The following is a 15,403-nucleotide window of genomic DNA, read 5'->3' on the forward strand; positions in this document are numbered from 1 at the left end:
TGGCCGCATGGCTAGAGTTCTGCAACAACCACAGCGCCAGCAGTCCCCGGGTAACCCGAGCACGTATCGTCCGATGTCAACAAGCTGGAGTCCGAGTACAGTCAGAGCGCAAGCAGGTGGAACGCGGGAACAGTTGGCAAACCTATGGCGGACCAATCGAACGAGTTGAGAGGCAACGGAGCTCTGCGCTAGCTATGAGAAGAAAGGTTAGGAATTCCTATGCGATGATCTCGGACCTGCCGTGCCAGAATCAATGACGCCATCGCGCCCACGTCGCGCTACTGGCCCAACTCATATTCGCTCGGAAAGGGGAAGTAGCGAATTAGAAAGTTTGTCACTGTTTCATCAGGCACAGGGGTTGCGCCAGGTACGGGAGCATCGTTGATGCAGAAGACGTCGCGATCACGGTAACGCAGAGTCGCCGCTAAAACGCTTGTGTAATTGTCATCCAAGATGTTTATGTAATTGTAACGCAGGTTGCCCGGTACTGCTCGACCAGTGATCTGCGCGTAGTAATGGAACAATTGATCGGCGACGATGTCATCATGATGACGAAAATGACTTGCCCATGTGCGCTTGAAATGGTTCGGAAAGCGTTCTTCCATCTCCATGTGCACGCTGCGGATTTGGGGGTGTGGAGTGTGCTTGATAGCGCGCGATATTGTGATATTAAACTCATCTCTGAGCAGGGCGCGCATATTGCGAGTTAGATTGATGTGTGGCTCGTCCAGTACGCTGGGCTCGCCGAAAGGGCGCCGATTATTGGCCGGAGAGACCTTAGCAATTCCATTTGGCCAAAAGAATTGATCTGCGGAGACAGAGCGGCCGAAGAAAACATCGTCATTGATGTAAACGTAGTGCTCGCTTAGTCCAGGAATATGGTGAAGACGAGAGATAATGGAATTGCTGTTGAACGTAGGTAGGCAATTCTTATCTTCATATATTTGGTCGTGCGTTACCAGTTCAATCTTAGGGTGGTTCACATCTAACCATGATGGAACCTGCCCATTGGTCACAATGAAGATCTTGCGAAACCAAGGTGCATACATTTCTAACGACCGGAGCGAATACCTTAATTCATCTCGGGACCGGAAGCGCGCGACGTGGTTTGCTTCTGCATGGTACTCGACGCCACGCTGCTCGGCTTCTAGGCGCCTCTTGGATTCAATCCACTGCGGATCATCTCCGTCTACCCATGTGTAAACAGCGTCGATGGGAAAGGTGACATCGTCAAGCATGCGCTCGTTGAAAAGCGCAAATGTAGGGTAGTCGTCGTCTCCAATTTGCACCTTGTCCAGCTGCAACTCTGATTCTGTGATGAGCTGCGCTGCGACGTTACGGCGCGGCGTCAGAATATTGGAAGGAACTAAGGGGTCTCGCTTCCAAAACTCGACATCACACGCGAACCCGGTACCTGTGCGGAAACCTGTGTGTTGGTCCTCAAAGAAAGACGCGAACCGCAAGATTTCTGCAGTGGAGGAGAACTCGAGTTCCTCTAGCGAACTGGCGAGATGGAGACGCTTGTCCAGAGCGCGGCTGCTGACGTCCTGAACGTAAAGCGGAACGTCCAGCATTGCCCGAGCTATTTGTTGCAAAAGTTCCGCTCTGTCGGTCTCCCGTACTGCTACGGTATGGCGCGTTTTGGACTCATTGCGAACCAGGGCCCACTCGATGCCGGCTTTGGTCATGACGTTGGAAAGCAGGTCGAGATGATACTTTCGTATCTGCTCAGGCATTCGGCCTTCTATTGGAAGCTTTAGCACACCTCTTGAGCGCACCGGTCGAGGGTCAGTCTGCAAGATTCGATTTTCCGCGAGCCGGCGCTTCCGTGTAACGCGTGTGAAAGTGAGAGAGGAGACCAGGCTTCGCACAGTTCGTCTGAAATGACGATAAGCGTCGGGGCCCATGGCTGCCCTTAACCCGTAAGGCAGGCCCGACTTTCGGATTAGGACCTGTATCGCTTTTTTGTTAGTTGCCGTCATATCTGTTTGTGCCCCGTGGTGGTTGTCTAACGTCCAACTCCTCTAAATACCCTTGTCCCTTCCCAAGAGTACCGAAAGTGGAAAAACGGCTTGACGTATTACCGTCGTACGCTTTGCACCTACTGCCGCGCGCCCAGCCGCTAGTTCAACTAACAACCGTATCAGGCGCAGGTGTATTGGAGACTATTTAACGCGCTCCTAGATTGGTCCGCCGCACTATCGTGCTTTGGGCTTACCCAAGCATGAGGCTCAGGGCGTGGGATGCCCGAACCCCTCTTGCCTGCTGCAAACATCATTAGGGACGGTGGAGTGCAGCGTCCAGTCCCTTTGCTTTTTTATACAGCCCAAGCTGAACTGTGTCCCGTCCGCTACGTCCGAGTGGACCGTTACCCGATAGGATGGGTGACAAACTTGAGTGCACCGTGAGGATCTCTTTTGAGCAAAACAGTACTGACGTACGGTACCTTCGACCTCTTCCATATTGGCCACCTGAACATCCTTAAGCGTCTCAGCGCCCTCGGGGACCGCTTGATTGTCGGGGTCTCCACCGACGAGTTCAATGCCGTCAAGGGGAAAAAGCCGGTAGTGCCGTTCGAGCAGCGGATCGAGATCGTGCGCTCCATCCGGTACGTCTCCGAAGCCATCCCGGAAGAAAACTGGGAGCAGAAGCGGTCAGACATAGAGAAGTACGGGGCGGACGTCTTTGGAATCGGTGAGGACTGGAGAGGCAAGTTCGATGACCTGGAGGACAAAGTAGAGGTGGTCTACCTACCCCGGACCTCAGGCATCTCCACGACCGAGATGAAGCGTGTTTTGAGCGCCTTCGACGAGCGCCACGTCGAGGAGCTCAAGCGCACGTTGGACAGCATCAGCCAAATCGTCAAGGAACTGTCCTAGCGTCGGTTCAACCCCTTCGCCCGACTGGCAAAACTTCGCCGCCAACGAGCGTGTCCTGCGTCGCGTCCAGTGTGCCGGGTCCTACAGTGGTGCCACCAGAATCTTTGAGGACTTCTCATGAACATACCTCCCGAAGCACACTTCCTCGATCGGCTTGCGGCTGCTTTGAGCAGCATGCCTGGAGCGGATCGCATCCGTATCAGGCGACATGCGGATAATCTCCTTGCCTTGGATGTTTCCCTGCAGGGGGATCGCGTCGCCTTCGACCTGTTTGTGCAACCGGCTGAAGTGCGGCTTCTGCTATTTGGCCGCACGCATACCGCCAGAACGTACGTGCGCTCCTTGCTGCGCAACATGGCATGGTCTCCCGAACGGGATGGGGACAAACACCTTTTGGAGACGTGGCGGGGGCATGCGAGCGCGGAGCAGATCGCACAGGAAACGCACAAAATCATCGCCTCGCTTATCCGCGGGGCAGCATGGGGGCGAATAGACGCCAGGACTCCAAAGCTGAAGCGAGACGAGATTCCGGCATTTTGGTGGAATGGAAGAGTCAATTTCGGCGACCTCATCGGGCCGTGGCTTGTCTCGTCGCTTACCGGCAAGCGACCGGTAAATGTCCGCGGGACGTTGGCTCATCCTGGCGCCATCATGTCCGTCGGGTCGGTCATCAACATGTTGGAACGTCCCGGGTACAACATTTGGGGATCCGGGTTGCTCGCTCCTCTTCATAGCGGCACGGTGCGGCGTCTCCGGGCCCGCAAGCCCAAGCACGTAGCTGCAGTACGGGGCCGGTTAACCAGGCAAGAACTCGTACGGGGGATGGGCTGGGACGTGCCCGAAGTATACGGAGACCCCGCTCTCTTGTTGCCCCGGATCTTTCAGCCGCAGGCCTCCGCGCAAAGGGCAGAACCGGTGTTTATTCCCCACTACAAGCACAAGGCACTGCTCCCGCCGGGACTCGACCGGGACATCACGGTCTTGGACGTGGAAAGGGACGCGCAAAGCGTGGTGAGCGAAATTGCCATGGCCTCGCACGTGGTGGCGACATCCCTCCACGGCCTCATTGTTGCTCAAGCCTATGGAGTTCCGTGGACTTGGCTGCAGATCGAGGGCCAGGAGCTCGCGGGAGACTGCTTCAAGTTTGAGGACTTCTTCTCGACGCTTGACACAAATTCCGTTAGCCGCTTCTCTTTGGGCCCCGAGATGTTATCCGGTGCTGCACTTGCCGCGGCTGTCCAACGCGCCACAGTGCCCGCCTTGAACGTAGATCTCGATCAACTCTGCGACGCTTACCCGCACGAAGCACTATATGGGGGACCCTTAAGGCGCCAGCAGCAGCGGAGGCGGTTGATCAACGGCGCCCGCAGGCTTGGTGGCCGGCTTGCTTCGGCCGGACGGTAGCGTCAATCAATATTCCTTACTGGTGCGGGACGTCCGAACGGGCCGCGGCGGCCTCCGGTTTCGCGGTGCGCCTTCGGTTCGCGCGGAGCCTGGATCCGAAGGCTTGCGGCTCGACTAGGGGCTGAGCGACGGCTTTCACCGGCTTGGTCACCGTGAAGACGCAGAAAAGCGCGGCCACAACGATGAAGAGGACCGCCCGCCCCGTGGGCGGTACTTCCTCGGCAAGAGAAGCTGCTCCTAACAGCGTGAGTACCGGCAGGTGGAGAAGATAGGGGTACATCGTCGAGCGCCCTGCACCCGCCACCCATCTCCCTGGCGCACTTGGAGCACCGGGAGTCCCCGGAAGAACCAGCATGAAGGCCGCCGCTAAAAGCGTGCCGACGAGCAAAGCCCCCAGACGCCACGCCATGCCTTCGGCGGGGCCGAGATCCATTGCCTCGTACCCCGCGTTGCCGAGGAACGGACGCCGCCAGAAGCCCTCCTTAAGGACGGCGGTGACTGTTGCAGCCAGGGCCAGCGCCGTTGCGCCGGCGATACGCCAAGAGCGTTGTTGGCGCCACACCGATATCTTGTCGACCAGCCACGGGCCCAAGAGAAATACCGGCAGGAAGTAGAGGATGCGGGACAGCGACAGGAAGCCATCAATGTTCTCGCTCAGGCCAGCCAGCAGCGCAATGACCGTGGCGAGCAGCACCGGTCGGGGAAGTCCGCTGAACCACGGTCCGATCAGCCGCCAGCCGGCAAGGGCCACAAGGAACCAAAGACCGAAGGTCTGGGACGTGAAGGACCAACTCGGGGTACTTCCCTCGATCACGTAGTTCACCCCGAAAGCGATCAACTGGAACACGACGTAGGGAGCGAGGAGCTGCCAGAAGATTTTCTGTAAATTCTCGCCGTTGGCGTTTGCACGGCGGGCGCCCCACCCCGCCAAGAGCACGAAGACCGGGATGTGGAACATGTACACAAAGTTGGACACCATAAGCGCCAGTCCGCTTTCGCCGCGGAGCTGGCCCATGAAATGACCCACAACCACCAGCACGATGGCGGCCCAACGGGCCTGGTCTATCCATGTCTGCCTTGGCGGTGAGGGATCGAGGTCAGTTTTTGCTGCAGGCACGGTACTCCACTATTGGGTGACGGATCGGTAAAAGGTTACCTGCTCCCGCGAGTTTCCGGCTTCCCGGCGGCCCGATAGGCTTGAGCTTCATGACCGGATGAAGGGACGGTGGCAGATGTCTTTGCGCAACAGGCTTTCGGGCGTTGCCCGCAAACTGACGACCCGGGCGAGAGACTCGGAAGAATCGAATCGGGATACTGGCCCCTCGGGGAGCGCTTCGAGCGCACGGGTCGGCGTGATCATTCCGGTCTACAACGCCATGCCGTATTTGACTGAACTGCTCAACTCCCTCGAAGCCCAGGATCTGGCTCCCGAGCTCTTCGAAATCATTACCGTCGACGACGGCTCCACGGATTCCAGCGGCGCGATCCTTGATGCCTATGCCCAGCGGATGGGCAACATGCGCGTTATCCACCAGCAGAACAGCGGATGGCCCGGCAAGCCCCGCAACGTCGGCATGGCCAGCACAGACGCCGACTACGTGTTCTTTTGCGACGCCGACGACAAGCTTGGACCGCAGGCCCTGCGCAGGATGGTGGAGTTCGCCGACCGGAACGGCACGGATGTGCTGGTGCCCAAGATGGTGGGCATTGGCGGCCGCCGTGTGCAGAGCGCGCTGTTCCGGGAAACGGTCGTAGACGCAGACCTGCGCACCATACTCCGGTCACTGTCGCCGCAAAAGATGATCAGGCGGGACCTCTTGGTGGAGAACGGCATCCGCTTTCACGAGGACAAGGTCCGGCTGGAAGACGGAATGGTCATTTCCCAGTGCTACCTGAAAGCAAAGAGGATCTCGGTCCTAGCGGACTATGACTACTACTTCATCCGTACACGCACTGACGGGGCCAATATCAGCAGCGCTGCCACGATCCCGGAAGGTTATACGTGGTCGGTGGGGGAGATCGCCAAGATCCTCCTGTCCGGAGCCCCTGACCCGGAACTGGCCCGACTCTTGGTGCTCGACCTCTACCGGCGCAAGTGCCTGCGCATCTACGAACCGCACCGGTACCTGAAGATGTCGGACGACACCCAGCGGCGCTGGGTGATGGCACATGCCGACTTCGTCGATACCTATGTCCCCGAGGAATTGGTCTCCTCGCTGCCCGTGACGATGCAGCGCAAAACGTCCATCATCCGCGGACGCGACGTCACGGCCATGATTGAGAATTGCCGCCAGGAAGAGGAACTTGAGGTGGATCCCCGGGTCTCCGGGAGCGCGTGGAGCGACAGTCGACTGACGATGACGCTGGAGGTGGACTCGCCGGCCGACCGGGTCTCCATCATCCTGCGCACCCGCGATGGCAGCAAAGAAGTGTCCATCCCGGATGTCCAGGCCGCAGGCCGCGGCCGGTTTGACTTCGACATCAGCGAAAGTGTGCTGGCGGGCTTTCGCGGGACCATCGTCGACGCCTTCGGCGAGTTGTCCCGCGAAGGCCGCACTGGGAGCCAGAGGCGAATTGGCGTGGCCCCCGACGCAGCCTTGCCGCAGGGGGCAAAGGGGGAGCGGCCCTATGCCACCGTGCACGGCAATTTGAGCCTGGACCTCCGCGGCTGACTAGTTGCGCAAAGCCTTAAGGATGGGGCGTTCCAGATACGGGGCCAGGGTCTGCGCGTACGTGGCGGTGATGTGCGAGGCATCAAAGTACGTGACGACCGATCCCACAACGGCAGGGCAGGAACCGTCCACGCAGAAGTAGCCATCCATGTCAACGGCGCGAATCTTCGGATGGTTTAGTTCGAGGGCCGCAGTGGTGACCGGATCCATCCAATGCCACTCTTCCGGCGTACCCGCACATTCCTGGGGGGCTCCCGGATTCTCGGCGAGGCAGTCCGGAATCGAATCGATGGTGTTGCCGGGGAACGGCGGGTCCTTGATCACCACGACGTTGGCACCGCTGTCGGCCCAACGGGACAAATAGTCCCGGTAGCCCTCGACGGCGGGAGCTTCGGTGGTGTCCCACGATTCCCCCTGGACAGGCACGGACTGGCGTTCCGAGGTGATGACCAGGTCGAAGGCATCGCCGGAAGTTTCATCCAGTACCCACTCGCCGTAGGCGAGGCAGTTGGCGGTCTTTTCCTCGGTATCGAACTGGAGGGGCACCGAGGTCGGGTTGCACCTTGACACCAGGTACGTGGAGACAGTCCAGTCGTTCCGTTCAGCCAGCACCTGCAGGGCCGGGAGCCAATGCCCGGCGTGCGAGTTTCCGACCAGCGCGACTTTCGTTGGCCCGTCCCCATACGTGCATACAGGGCGGTCTGTAAACGGCTGGTTCGACCAGCAGCCGTCGGCGTAGGCGTCGGATTTGTCGTCTTTGGCCAGCGATGGCTCGGGTACTACCGGCGCATGGGGGTCCGGGACGCATTCGTCAAACCCCTTGGCGATGGCGGCGGCACCAAAACAGGGATCACCATTCTTGACCGTGGCAGCGAGCTGTTGTTCAGCCTGTGACGTGCGGTGGCTGACTTCCACCAATTGCAGGCTGCCCACTGCCGTGAGAAGCACCATGCCCACCGCCGCGAACCGGTAGGTGGGCGCCAGGCCATTCTTGCCGGATGGGAACCGGAAACGGTCCTCAACGAAGGTCTTGCTGAGTCCTGCCAGCACCAGCGTCGCAACCAGAATCAGCGACTTGTCGAGCCAGCCCAGTTCACCGCCGCTGACGTATGGCAGAAGAACGATCAGGGGCCAGTGCCACAGGTAAACCGAGTAGGAAACTTCACCGAGCCACTGAACCGGGCGGTTTCGCACCAGGGCAGTGGGGGAGAACCTGCCCTCAGCGTGAGCGAGGATCACGAAGGCCGTCCCCAAGACCGGCAGCAACGCGGTATATCCGGGGAAGGGCGTGGACCCGGTATAGAGGACGCCCGCCCCGACGATTGCCGCGAGGCCGAGCCACGCCAAGACGGTCCGGAAAACCTGCGGCACGTATGGCACCAAGGTCGGCGCAGCCAAGGCCACCAGGCCGCCAAGACCCAGTTCCCACATACGGGTGGGGGTGATGAAATACGCGCTGCCCGGTTCAGAAGCAGTTGCGGCGATGGAGAACGCCAGAGAAAGGACCACGACGGCGGTCACCGCGCCGAAGAGCAGGCGGCGTGCGTTCAGTCCTCGTTTTGCCGCTACCCAAAACACCCCGAAGACCAGGACCGGCCAAAACAGGTAGAACTGCTCCTCTACCGACAAGGACCAGAAATGCTGGGTCGGAGTAGGGGCGTTTTCTGCCGCCAGATAGTCGACGGAGCTACCGGCTAAAGCCCAGTTCTGCACATACAGCGCCGAGGCAATGATTTCCTTGGCAATCGACCCCCACTGCGTCGGCGGGGCCACCAGCCTCGACGCCACGGCGGTCGCGGCGAGGACAACAAAAGCGGCCGGCAGGAGGCGGCGGATGCGCCGTCCCCAGAAGGCTGCCAGCCCCTGCCAGTCCAGCGGTGGCCGCTTGGCCAGATGGGAGGTGATCAAGAAGCCAGAGATGACGAAAAAGACGTCGACTCCGACGAAACCGCCGGTCAACCGTTCAGGCCACAGATGGTAAATGACCACCAGGGCCACGGCTATGGCCCGAAGCCCTTGGATATCAAGCCGAAGGTCCTTGCCGGTTTTCTTCGGCGAGGCGGCGGTGCGAGGCGGTGCTGCTACAGCGATGGTCTTGCTCCTGAAAGTTGCGCCGGAACGACAGCCGCTAGTCTATCGAACGCCATCGTTCCCCGTGCCGGGCAGCGGCAGCGCCGTTCAGCTAATCCTCAGCCAGCTTGCTAAGCTATTCCAGTTGTGCCGCCGCACCGCGGCGCCACCAGTGGCCGTGGAGCAGCGAAAAATGCTGCGTGAAAGGAGCCCATGCGCGTCGGACTCAAGGGCCGTGCAGCGGCAGTTGTTCCGCAGAGTGTTATCCGTGCTGCCTTCCGGGCACTTAGCCGCGGCACCACCCCGCGGAATACGTTGCAGGCGCTGACCGCTCCCCGCCCCACCGCGCCACGGCCGCGTCTGGCCGCATTTCCGGCCGCTGGTTTTCCAAGCGTCGACCGCTTTTCAGCACGCGAGGTGGCGGCGGACACCTGCGCCCTCGTTAGACGTGCGCTGGAGCAGGCGCAGGTGGATCACAGGGTGCTGCGCACCCAAGCGGGGATCCCCGCCATGATAGATCTCCCCGCCAGCCAGTGGTCTTCCGCCGCGGAAGCGATCGCCGACGCCGCCGGCACCCGCCCCTTCTATGTCCGGGCCGACGGAGAAACCCGCCCGATCGCCGACGGATGGCCGCCCTCGCCTTCTGTGGTTTTCGAAGCGGTGGGACACGGCAGCAGACTCCTGAGCGGCCCGCACCTGGGTGTGACGCTGGTGCCGCGCGAGGCCGGGCTGCCCGAGCTGGACCTGCTTACCTCGGTTGGTTTCCCCGTGGACGTGGTCTACACCTGGGTGGACGGCGACGACCCGCAGTGGCTGCGCAGCAAGGCCAAGGCGCAGGCCGGCGACGACTCAGGCCTGCGCAACAAGACGGCAGCCAATGAGGCGCGCTACGCCTCCCGCGACGAGCTGCGCTATTCGCTCCGGTCGCTCGATTACTTCGCCCCCTGGGTGAATCACGTTTATCTGGTGACGGCGGGACAGACGCCGCCGTGGCTGGATACCTCCAGCAGCCGGATCACGGTGGTCGATCACCGGGACATCTTCTCCGACCCCACAGCACTGCCCACGTTCAACTCGCACGCCATCGAGTCCCAGCTGCACCACATAGACGGCCTGAGCGAACACTTCCTCTACCTGAACGACGACGTGTTCTTCGGGCGGCCGGTGGATCCGGAGCTGTTCTTCCACGGGAGCGGACTTGCCAAGTTCTTCCTGTCCGAGCAGGCCGTCGATTACCAGCCGCGCTCGGCGGAGGACCTGCCCGTGGACAGCGCGGCCAAGAACAACCGTGCACTGCTGGAAGCGGCTTTCGGACGCACAGTTGAACGAAAGTTCCAACATGCCGCCCATCCGCAGCGGGTCAGCACCTTGTCGCGGCTGGAACAGGAACATGCGCAGGAGATGCGGCGGACGCAGCACAGCAGATTCAGGGATCCAGCTGACCTCTCCGTGGCGTCCTCGCTGGCGCACTACTACGGTTTCGCCATCGGTGCGGCCGTTCCGGGGAAGCTCTCCTACCGCTACTGTGACATCAACGAGCCGTCGGCCCAGGCAAAGCTGCTGCGATTGCTGCGGCGCCAGGACGCAGACGTGTTCTGCCTCAACGAGATAGACAGCACCGGAATAAACACCCGAAAGGTGGACGCACTGACCCGCGGTTTCCTGAACGCATACTTCCCCGTCGCTAGTTCCTTCGAAAGCAAAAAGTCATGACACCAGCTTCCGGCGCCCTGCGGGGCGCAGTATCCGTTGCCCGCAGGGGCGCCCGCAAAGGCGGCGGGACGGCGAGGGTGGACTTTCATTCGCTGCGCCTGGACCAGCGGGGCCCGGTTCTGCATGCCCGGTTCAGTGTTTCCACCAAACTCCGACCTGCCTCCCTGTGGAGCAAGAATGCGGCCGGCAACTGGACCAAGGTGGCGGACGTAACCGAGGTCCCCGCCACAGCAGGAAGGGAAAGCCGCAGCTACGACGTCCAGCTTGATTTGACGGACCTTGCGTACGCGGCAATACCACTCCCGGAGGGCGAGGACGGCCAAATCCTGGGTCTCTTCGTCCAGTTCCGGGCGGCGGCCAAGGACCTGCCGAAGTTCAGCACCAACATCCTCGACGGTGATCCGGCCGCCACGGTCCTGACGGAGGCTAACGGAAAACGGTACGCCGACATTCAATCCGCGTTGGCGGACGGGTCGTTGGCGCGCGACGACATCATGACGGCGTGGGCGTCATTCGGACGGTTCGCGGAAACCGAAGTTGGCTCACTCCGCCGGGTCTTGGTTCAAGGGAGCACCTTTGAGCCGTACATCAACCGGCACGGGCTGCTGTCCTTGGCGGTGAACCGGCCGTTGAAGCCCTATAACGCCGTCTACGTCCACCGGTTGACTGTCCACAGGGGAAGGGTGGACCTGCGGGCAACGCTGGTCACCCGCCACGGTGAGGCTGAAGCAGTGGAGTTGATGCTGCTAGGGCGTGAGAGTGGAGCCCGCTACACGTCAACCGCCGTTTTCGTGGTGGATTCCGAGGCGACCCGGCGCAAATACGGGCTTCGGCGGTACAAGGTGCATGCCCGCTTGGACTTGCGCGCCGTCCCCAATGAAGAATTGGCGCGCGACGAGATTTTGGACGCCTGGCTCCAAATCCGTGCGGTAGGCGCAACCGAGCCACAGCGTACGCGCGTGGGACGTACCCGATACGTGACGCGTAAACTCACCCGTCCCGGATGGCAAAAGCGGGGAGACAAAACCCTGGCCATCACGCCCTACTACACGTTCAAAGCGAAAAACACGTCTTTCCACGTTGAACTCCTGGATACCGACGCCTTCGAATTCTTGCGGGAGCAGACCCGGAAGCGCCGGCTGCCGGAGGCCCGGACGGAGCGCAAGCCGGTCTGGCTGGTGGGGGAGCGGCCTTACAAGGCCCAAGACACCGGACTGCATTTCTTCCGCTACATGCGGCGGGAGCACCCTGAGATCGACACCTACTACGTGATCGACCCTGCGTCGCCGGACCTTCGCAACCTGGACGGGCTGGACCACGTGGTGAATTACCGCTCCAAGGAACATTTCGAGCTGGCCTTGCGGGCCGAACGGTTCATCGGCTCGCACCATCCCGATTTCCTGTACCCCACGTGGCTCCCGCAGTTCCGCAAGGCGGTGGGCGGCGTCAAGGTGTTCCTGCAGCACGGGGTGATGGGCACCAAGTGGATGGTCCCGAATTACGGCAAAAAAGCTCCCGGATTCGACACCGACCTGTTCATGGTGAGCTCCGAGCGGGAAAAAGAATACATCGTCAGCGACTTTGGTTATCCGCCCAAGGACGTGCTGGTGACCGGCCTGTCACGGTTTGACGCGCTCTTCGCCGGCGATGTGTCGGTGCGGCCAAACCAGATCCTGATCATTCCCACGTGGCGGGACTGGCTCCAGAATCCGGACGAGTTCGAAGAGTCCGAGTACTTCCAGGAGTGGAACGCGCTGCTCCACGACGAACGACTGCGTGCCCTGGCGGAGAAGCACCACGCCGAGGTGATCTTCTGCCTGCATCCGAACATGCAGCAGTTCCGGCACCACTTCTCCGGGGCGCCGGCGCGTGTCATCTCGCAGGGCGAGGTGGATGTGCAGTTCCTGCTCAAGGAAAGCGCTGTCCTGCTGACCGACTACTCGAGCGTGGGCTTCGACTTCAGTTTTCTTGAGAAACCGGTGCACTACTTCCAGTTCGACCGCGAGCGCTTCCTGGGACCGCAGGGATCCCACCTGGACCTGGATGAGGAATTGCCGGGCGAGATTGCTTTTGCCCGGTCCGCCGTGCTGGACCAGTTGGAGGCCACGCTGGGGCGCGGCTGCACCCCCAAGCCCGAGAACGTCGCCCGCTCCCGCCGCTTCCTGACCTTCCAAGACACCAACAACTGCCAGCGAATCTTCGAGGCGGTAGCGGAAGCCCGCCCCGCTGACCCGCGGTGGAAAAAAGCCATAGACCCGGAGTTGTTCGAACGGCTGTTCGGCAGGTTCCGACGCAGCCGCTTCTACTTCCCGGCCATGCAGCGGATGTTCGCCTTGGTCTCGAAGACGCCCATGGACACGGACCTGATGGTGTTCGAGTCCGGGCTTGGGAAACAGTACGCCGACAGTCCGCGCTATATCTACGAAGAGCTGCTGCGGCGGGGGGACACCCGCCGCAAGGTTTGGGTCTACCAAGGCAAGCTCCCGGCGCCCGATCCCTACACCAAGGTGGTCAAGCGGCTCTCGCCGAGCTACTACTGGTATTTGGCCAAGGCCAAGTACTGGATCAACAATCAGAATTTCCCGCATTACTTCCGGCGCCGGAAGGACGGGGTCTTCATCCAGACCTGGCACGGAACGCCGCTCAAGCGGATGGTCCACGACCTGGACACCGTGCACGGCCGGGATCCGGGCTACATTGCACGCGTGGACGAGGCGGTGAAGCAATGGACCACGCTGCTTTCACCCAGCCCCTATGCTACGGAAGCGTTCAGGAGTGCCTTCCGCTACGGCGGCGAGGTTGTGGAGTTGGGGTACCCCCGCAACGATATCCTTGTGCGACCCGACGCCGGGCAGCGCTCCGCGGCCGTCCGGCGGAAGCTGGGCATCCCCGAGGGCAAACGTGTGGTCCTCTACGCTCCGACCTTCCGGGACGACCAGCCGACCGGCACGGGACGCTTCCGTTTCGATCTGCCGTTCGACGTGGAAGCCTTCAAAGACCGCTTCGGCGACGACACCGTGCTGCTGCTACGCATGCATGTGTTGGTCAGCGACGCGGTGAAGATCCCGGAAGAAGCGGGCGATTGCGTCTACGACGTCTCCAAGTTCCCCGAAATCCAGGAACTCTATCTGGCCAGCGACGTCCTCATCACCGACTATTCGTCCGTTTTCTTCGACTACGCCATCCTGCAGCGGCCCATCATCTTCTATGCCTACGACCTGGAAAACTACCGCGACACGCTGCGCGGTTTCTACCTGGACTACAACACCGAACTGCCCGGGCCTGTGACGCAAACCGAGGATGAACTGTTCGACGCGATAGACGAGAGCCGTTCGAGCGACCCTGCGCGCGAGCTAAGGCTCAAGAATTTTGTGGCCAAGTACGCACCGCGCGACGACGGCAACGCCGCCGGACGCGTGGTGGACCGCTTGCTGTCTTAGGGCGCCGGCTGTTCCGAGAGGATCCTACCCACGGCGTTGACGAACCGCGCCGTGCTCGCGCCCGGCGTGGTATCGCCGAAGTGGTGGGCGATCAGCTGCAGCTGGTCGGGGCTGATTCCGGCTGCTGCGGCCTCGGCCAGCAGCGCCGGCGTTCGTGCCGCCTCGGACTGGTCAATGAGCCTGGTCTTGGCGGCCACGCCCTGTGCGTCGATGTGGGCGCCTGGGTCCGACGGCCTCGTCATGAGCAGGGGCTTCCGGCTGGGAAGCCAATCCAAGGCCATGGCAGAGATATCGCAGATGCACAGGTCCGCTTCCGCCATGGCGGCTGAAAAGTCGGCCGACGTGTCCACCCGGTGGCCCGCTGGCTCCTCCTTTTCCGCGGAGACGATCATCTTTTTGATCTCGTGCAGAGCCGCACGGTGTGCGCCGAGCCTGCTGCCGGTCCGCGGGTGCGGCCGGAAGACCAGCCGGTAGCGGGCATCAGCCAGGATGGAGCCGACAATCTCCCGTCCATGGCTGGCCAGCGAGCCGTACGCCATGGCCGGGCGGTCCCCTTCCCAGGTGGGGGCGTACAGCACGGTGAGGCGTCCGCCGTCGTTCTTGGTTTGCGGGGCAGGAGCGGCGAAGTCCAGTTGCGGCCGTCCCACCTCCACCAGATGGGACTCATCAAACCGCCGCAGGGCGGCGAGGATGCGTTCCCGGGAAGCAGGGCCCGCGATGAAGGCGAAGTCGTAGGCCTTCAGCTGGTTGGAGACCATCGACACTTTGTCGCTCTCCCCGTGGCTCAGGTGCACGTGCACCTGAGCCGGCAGGCGGAGGACCGTGAAGTTATCCCGGTTGTTATTGACGTAGAACACCATCCGGGCGCCCGCGCGTTCAATGAATGCCTCCACCTCCGCGATGCCCTTGGTAAGGAACACCGGCAGCGGGGAATCAGGAAGCAGCTCCGCGGACGTGGCCGGCCGGTGGACCAGAACCGCTACCCGGTGGCGCTCCGCCAGCTTCGCCATGGGAGCGAGCCACTGCCTTACCTGATAGGCACTGTCCGGGCCGTCAGCGAAGTACAGGACGCAGTCGAACCGGTTGCCGGCGTCCCTGTTGGCGTCGGCCAGCCGGATTCGCACGCGGCGTTCCGTCAGCACGCTGTTGGCCTCGGTGAGGATCCGGGCGGCGAGAGGCTGAAGGCGGGACGCGATGGGCAACGGTGAATCCTGACGTCGGAGGG

The 15,403-nt window shown here is 61.6% G+C and carries 9 protein-coding genes; 5 read left to right on the forward strand and 4 right to left on the reverse strand.

What is annotated here, in order from left to right; all coding sequences use genetic code 11:
* Positions 1–278 precede the first annotated feature (278 nt).
* Positions 279–1,736: a stealth family protein gene (locus AC5RW2_RS06715; protein ID WP_494022960.1), complete on the reverse strand. Its 1,458-nt coding sequence runs from the start codon at positions 1,734–1,736 to the stop codon at positions 279–281.
* 681 nt (positions 1,737–2,417) lie between these two features.
* On the opposite strand from AC5RW2_RS06715, the gene AC5RW2_RS06720 reads away from it, so the two are divergent.
* Both AC5RW2_RS06720 and AC5RW2_RS06725 read left to right on the forward strand, forming a co-directional pair.
* On the forward strand, positions 2,418–2,879 hold the full coding sequence (locus tag AC5RW2_RS06720; RefSeq protein ID WP_494022961.1) for an FAD synthase family protein: 462 nt from the start codon (positions 2,418–2,420) through the stop codon (positions 2,877–2,879).
* A 117-nt stretch (positions 2,880–2,996) separates the two neighbouring features.
* On the forward strand, positions 2,997–4,283 hold the full coding sequence (locus AC5RW2_RS06725) for a polysaccharide pyruvyl transferase family protein (RefSeq protein WP_494073827.1): 1,287 nt from the start codon (positions 2,997–2,999) through the stop codon (positions 4,281–4,283).
* A gap of 16 nt (positions 4,284–4,299) precedes the next feature.
* Here the strand turns inward: AC5RW2_RS06725 and AC5RW2_RS06730 are convergent, their stop codons facing one another.
* A complete protein-coding gene (locus AC5RW2_RS06730) occupies positions 4,300–5,400 on the reverse strand; it encodes an acyltransferase family protein (RefSeq protein WP_494073828.1) in 1,101 nt (366 codons plus the stop codon).
* A gap of 235 nt (positions 5,401–5,635) precedes the next feature.
* On the opposite strand from AC5RW2_RS06730, the gene AC5RW2_RS06735 reads away from it, so the two are divergent.
* Positions 5,636–6,955 (forward strand): glycosyltransferase family 2 protein, encoded by a 1,320-nt coding sequence (locus AC5RW2_RS06735; protein WP_494073829.1) that lies wholly within the window; start codon positions 5,636–5,638, stop codon positions 6,953–6,955.
* Here AC5RW2_RS06735 and AC5RW2_RS06740 read toward each other — a convergent pair whose 3' ends face one another.
* A complete protein-coding gene (locus AC5RW2_RS06740) occupies positions 6,956–9,046 on the reverse strand; it encodes an acyltransferase family protein (protein WP_494073888.1) in 2,091 nt (696 codons plus the stop codon).
* 489 nt (positions 9,047–9,535) lie between these two features.
* On the opposite strand from AC5RW2_RS06740, the gene AC5RW2_RS06745 reads away from it, so the two are divergent.
* Positions 9,536–10,738, forward strand: a complete 1,203-nt coding sequence (locus tag AC5RW2_RS06745) for a stealth family protein (protein ID WP_494026029.1) — start codon at positions 9,536–9,538, stop codon at positions 10,736–10,738.
* Entirely contained in the window at positions 10,735–14,178 is a 3,444-nt protein-coding gene (locus AC5RW2_RS06750; protein WP_494073830.1) for a CDP-glycerol glycerophosphotransferase family protein, read from the forward strand. The genes AC5RW2_RS06745 and AC5RW2_RS06750 overlap by 4 nt, the downstream gene beginning before the upstream one ends.
* Here AC5RW2_RS06750 and AC5RW2_RS06755 read toward each other — a convergent pair.
* A complete protein-coding gene (locus tag AC5RW2_RS06755; RefSeq protein ID WP_494073831.1) occupies positions 14,175–15,380 on the reverse strand; it encodes a CDP-glycerol glycerophosphotransferase family protein in 1,206 nt (401 codons plus the stop codon). The genes AC5RW2_RS06750 and AC5RW2_RS06755 overlap by 4 nt on opposite strands.
* Between the last annotated feature and the right edge of the window lie 23 nt (positions 15,381–15,403).

The sequence above is a fragment of the Arthrobacter sp. B0316-1-20 genome (genome assembly GCF_059091865.1).

What these genes read in the sequence shown, in the direction of transcription:
- AC5RW2_RS06725 (WP_494073827.1), top strand. Translation starts at nt 2,997, where the DNA reads ATGAACATACCTCCCGAAGCACACTTCCTCGATCGGCTTGCGGCTGCT.
- AC5RW2_RS06745 (WP_494026029.1), top strand. Translation starts at nt 9,536, where the DNA reads ATGATAGATCTCCCCGCCAGCCAGTGGTCTTCCGCCGCGGAAGCGATC.
- AC5RW2_RS06750 (WP_494073830.1), top strand. Translation starts at nt 10,735, where the DNA reads ATGACACCAGCTTCCGGCGCCCTGCGGGGCGCAGTATCCGTTGCCCGC.
- AC5RW2_RS06715 (WP_494022960.1), bottom strand. Translation starts at nt 1,736, where the DNA reads ATGCCTGAGCAGATACGAAAGTATCATCTCGACCTGCTTTCCAACGTC.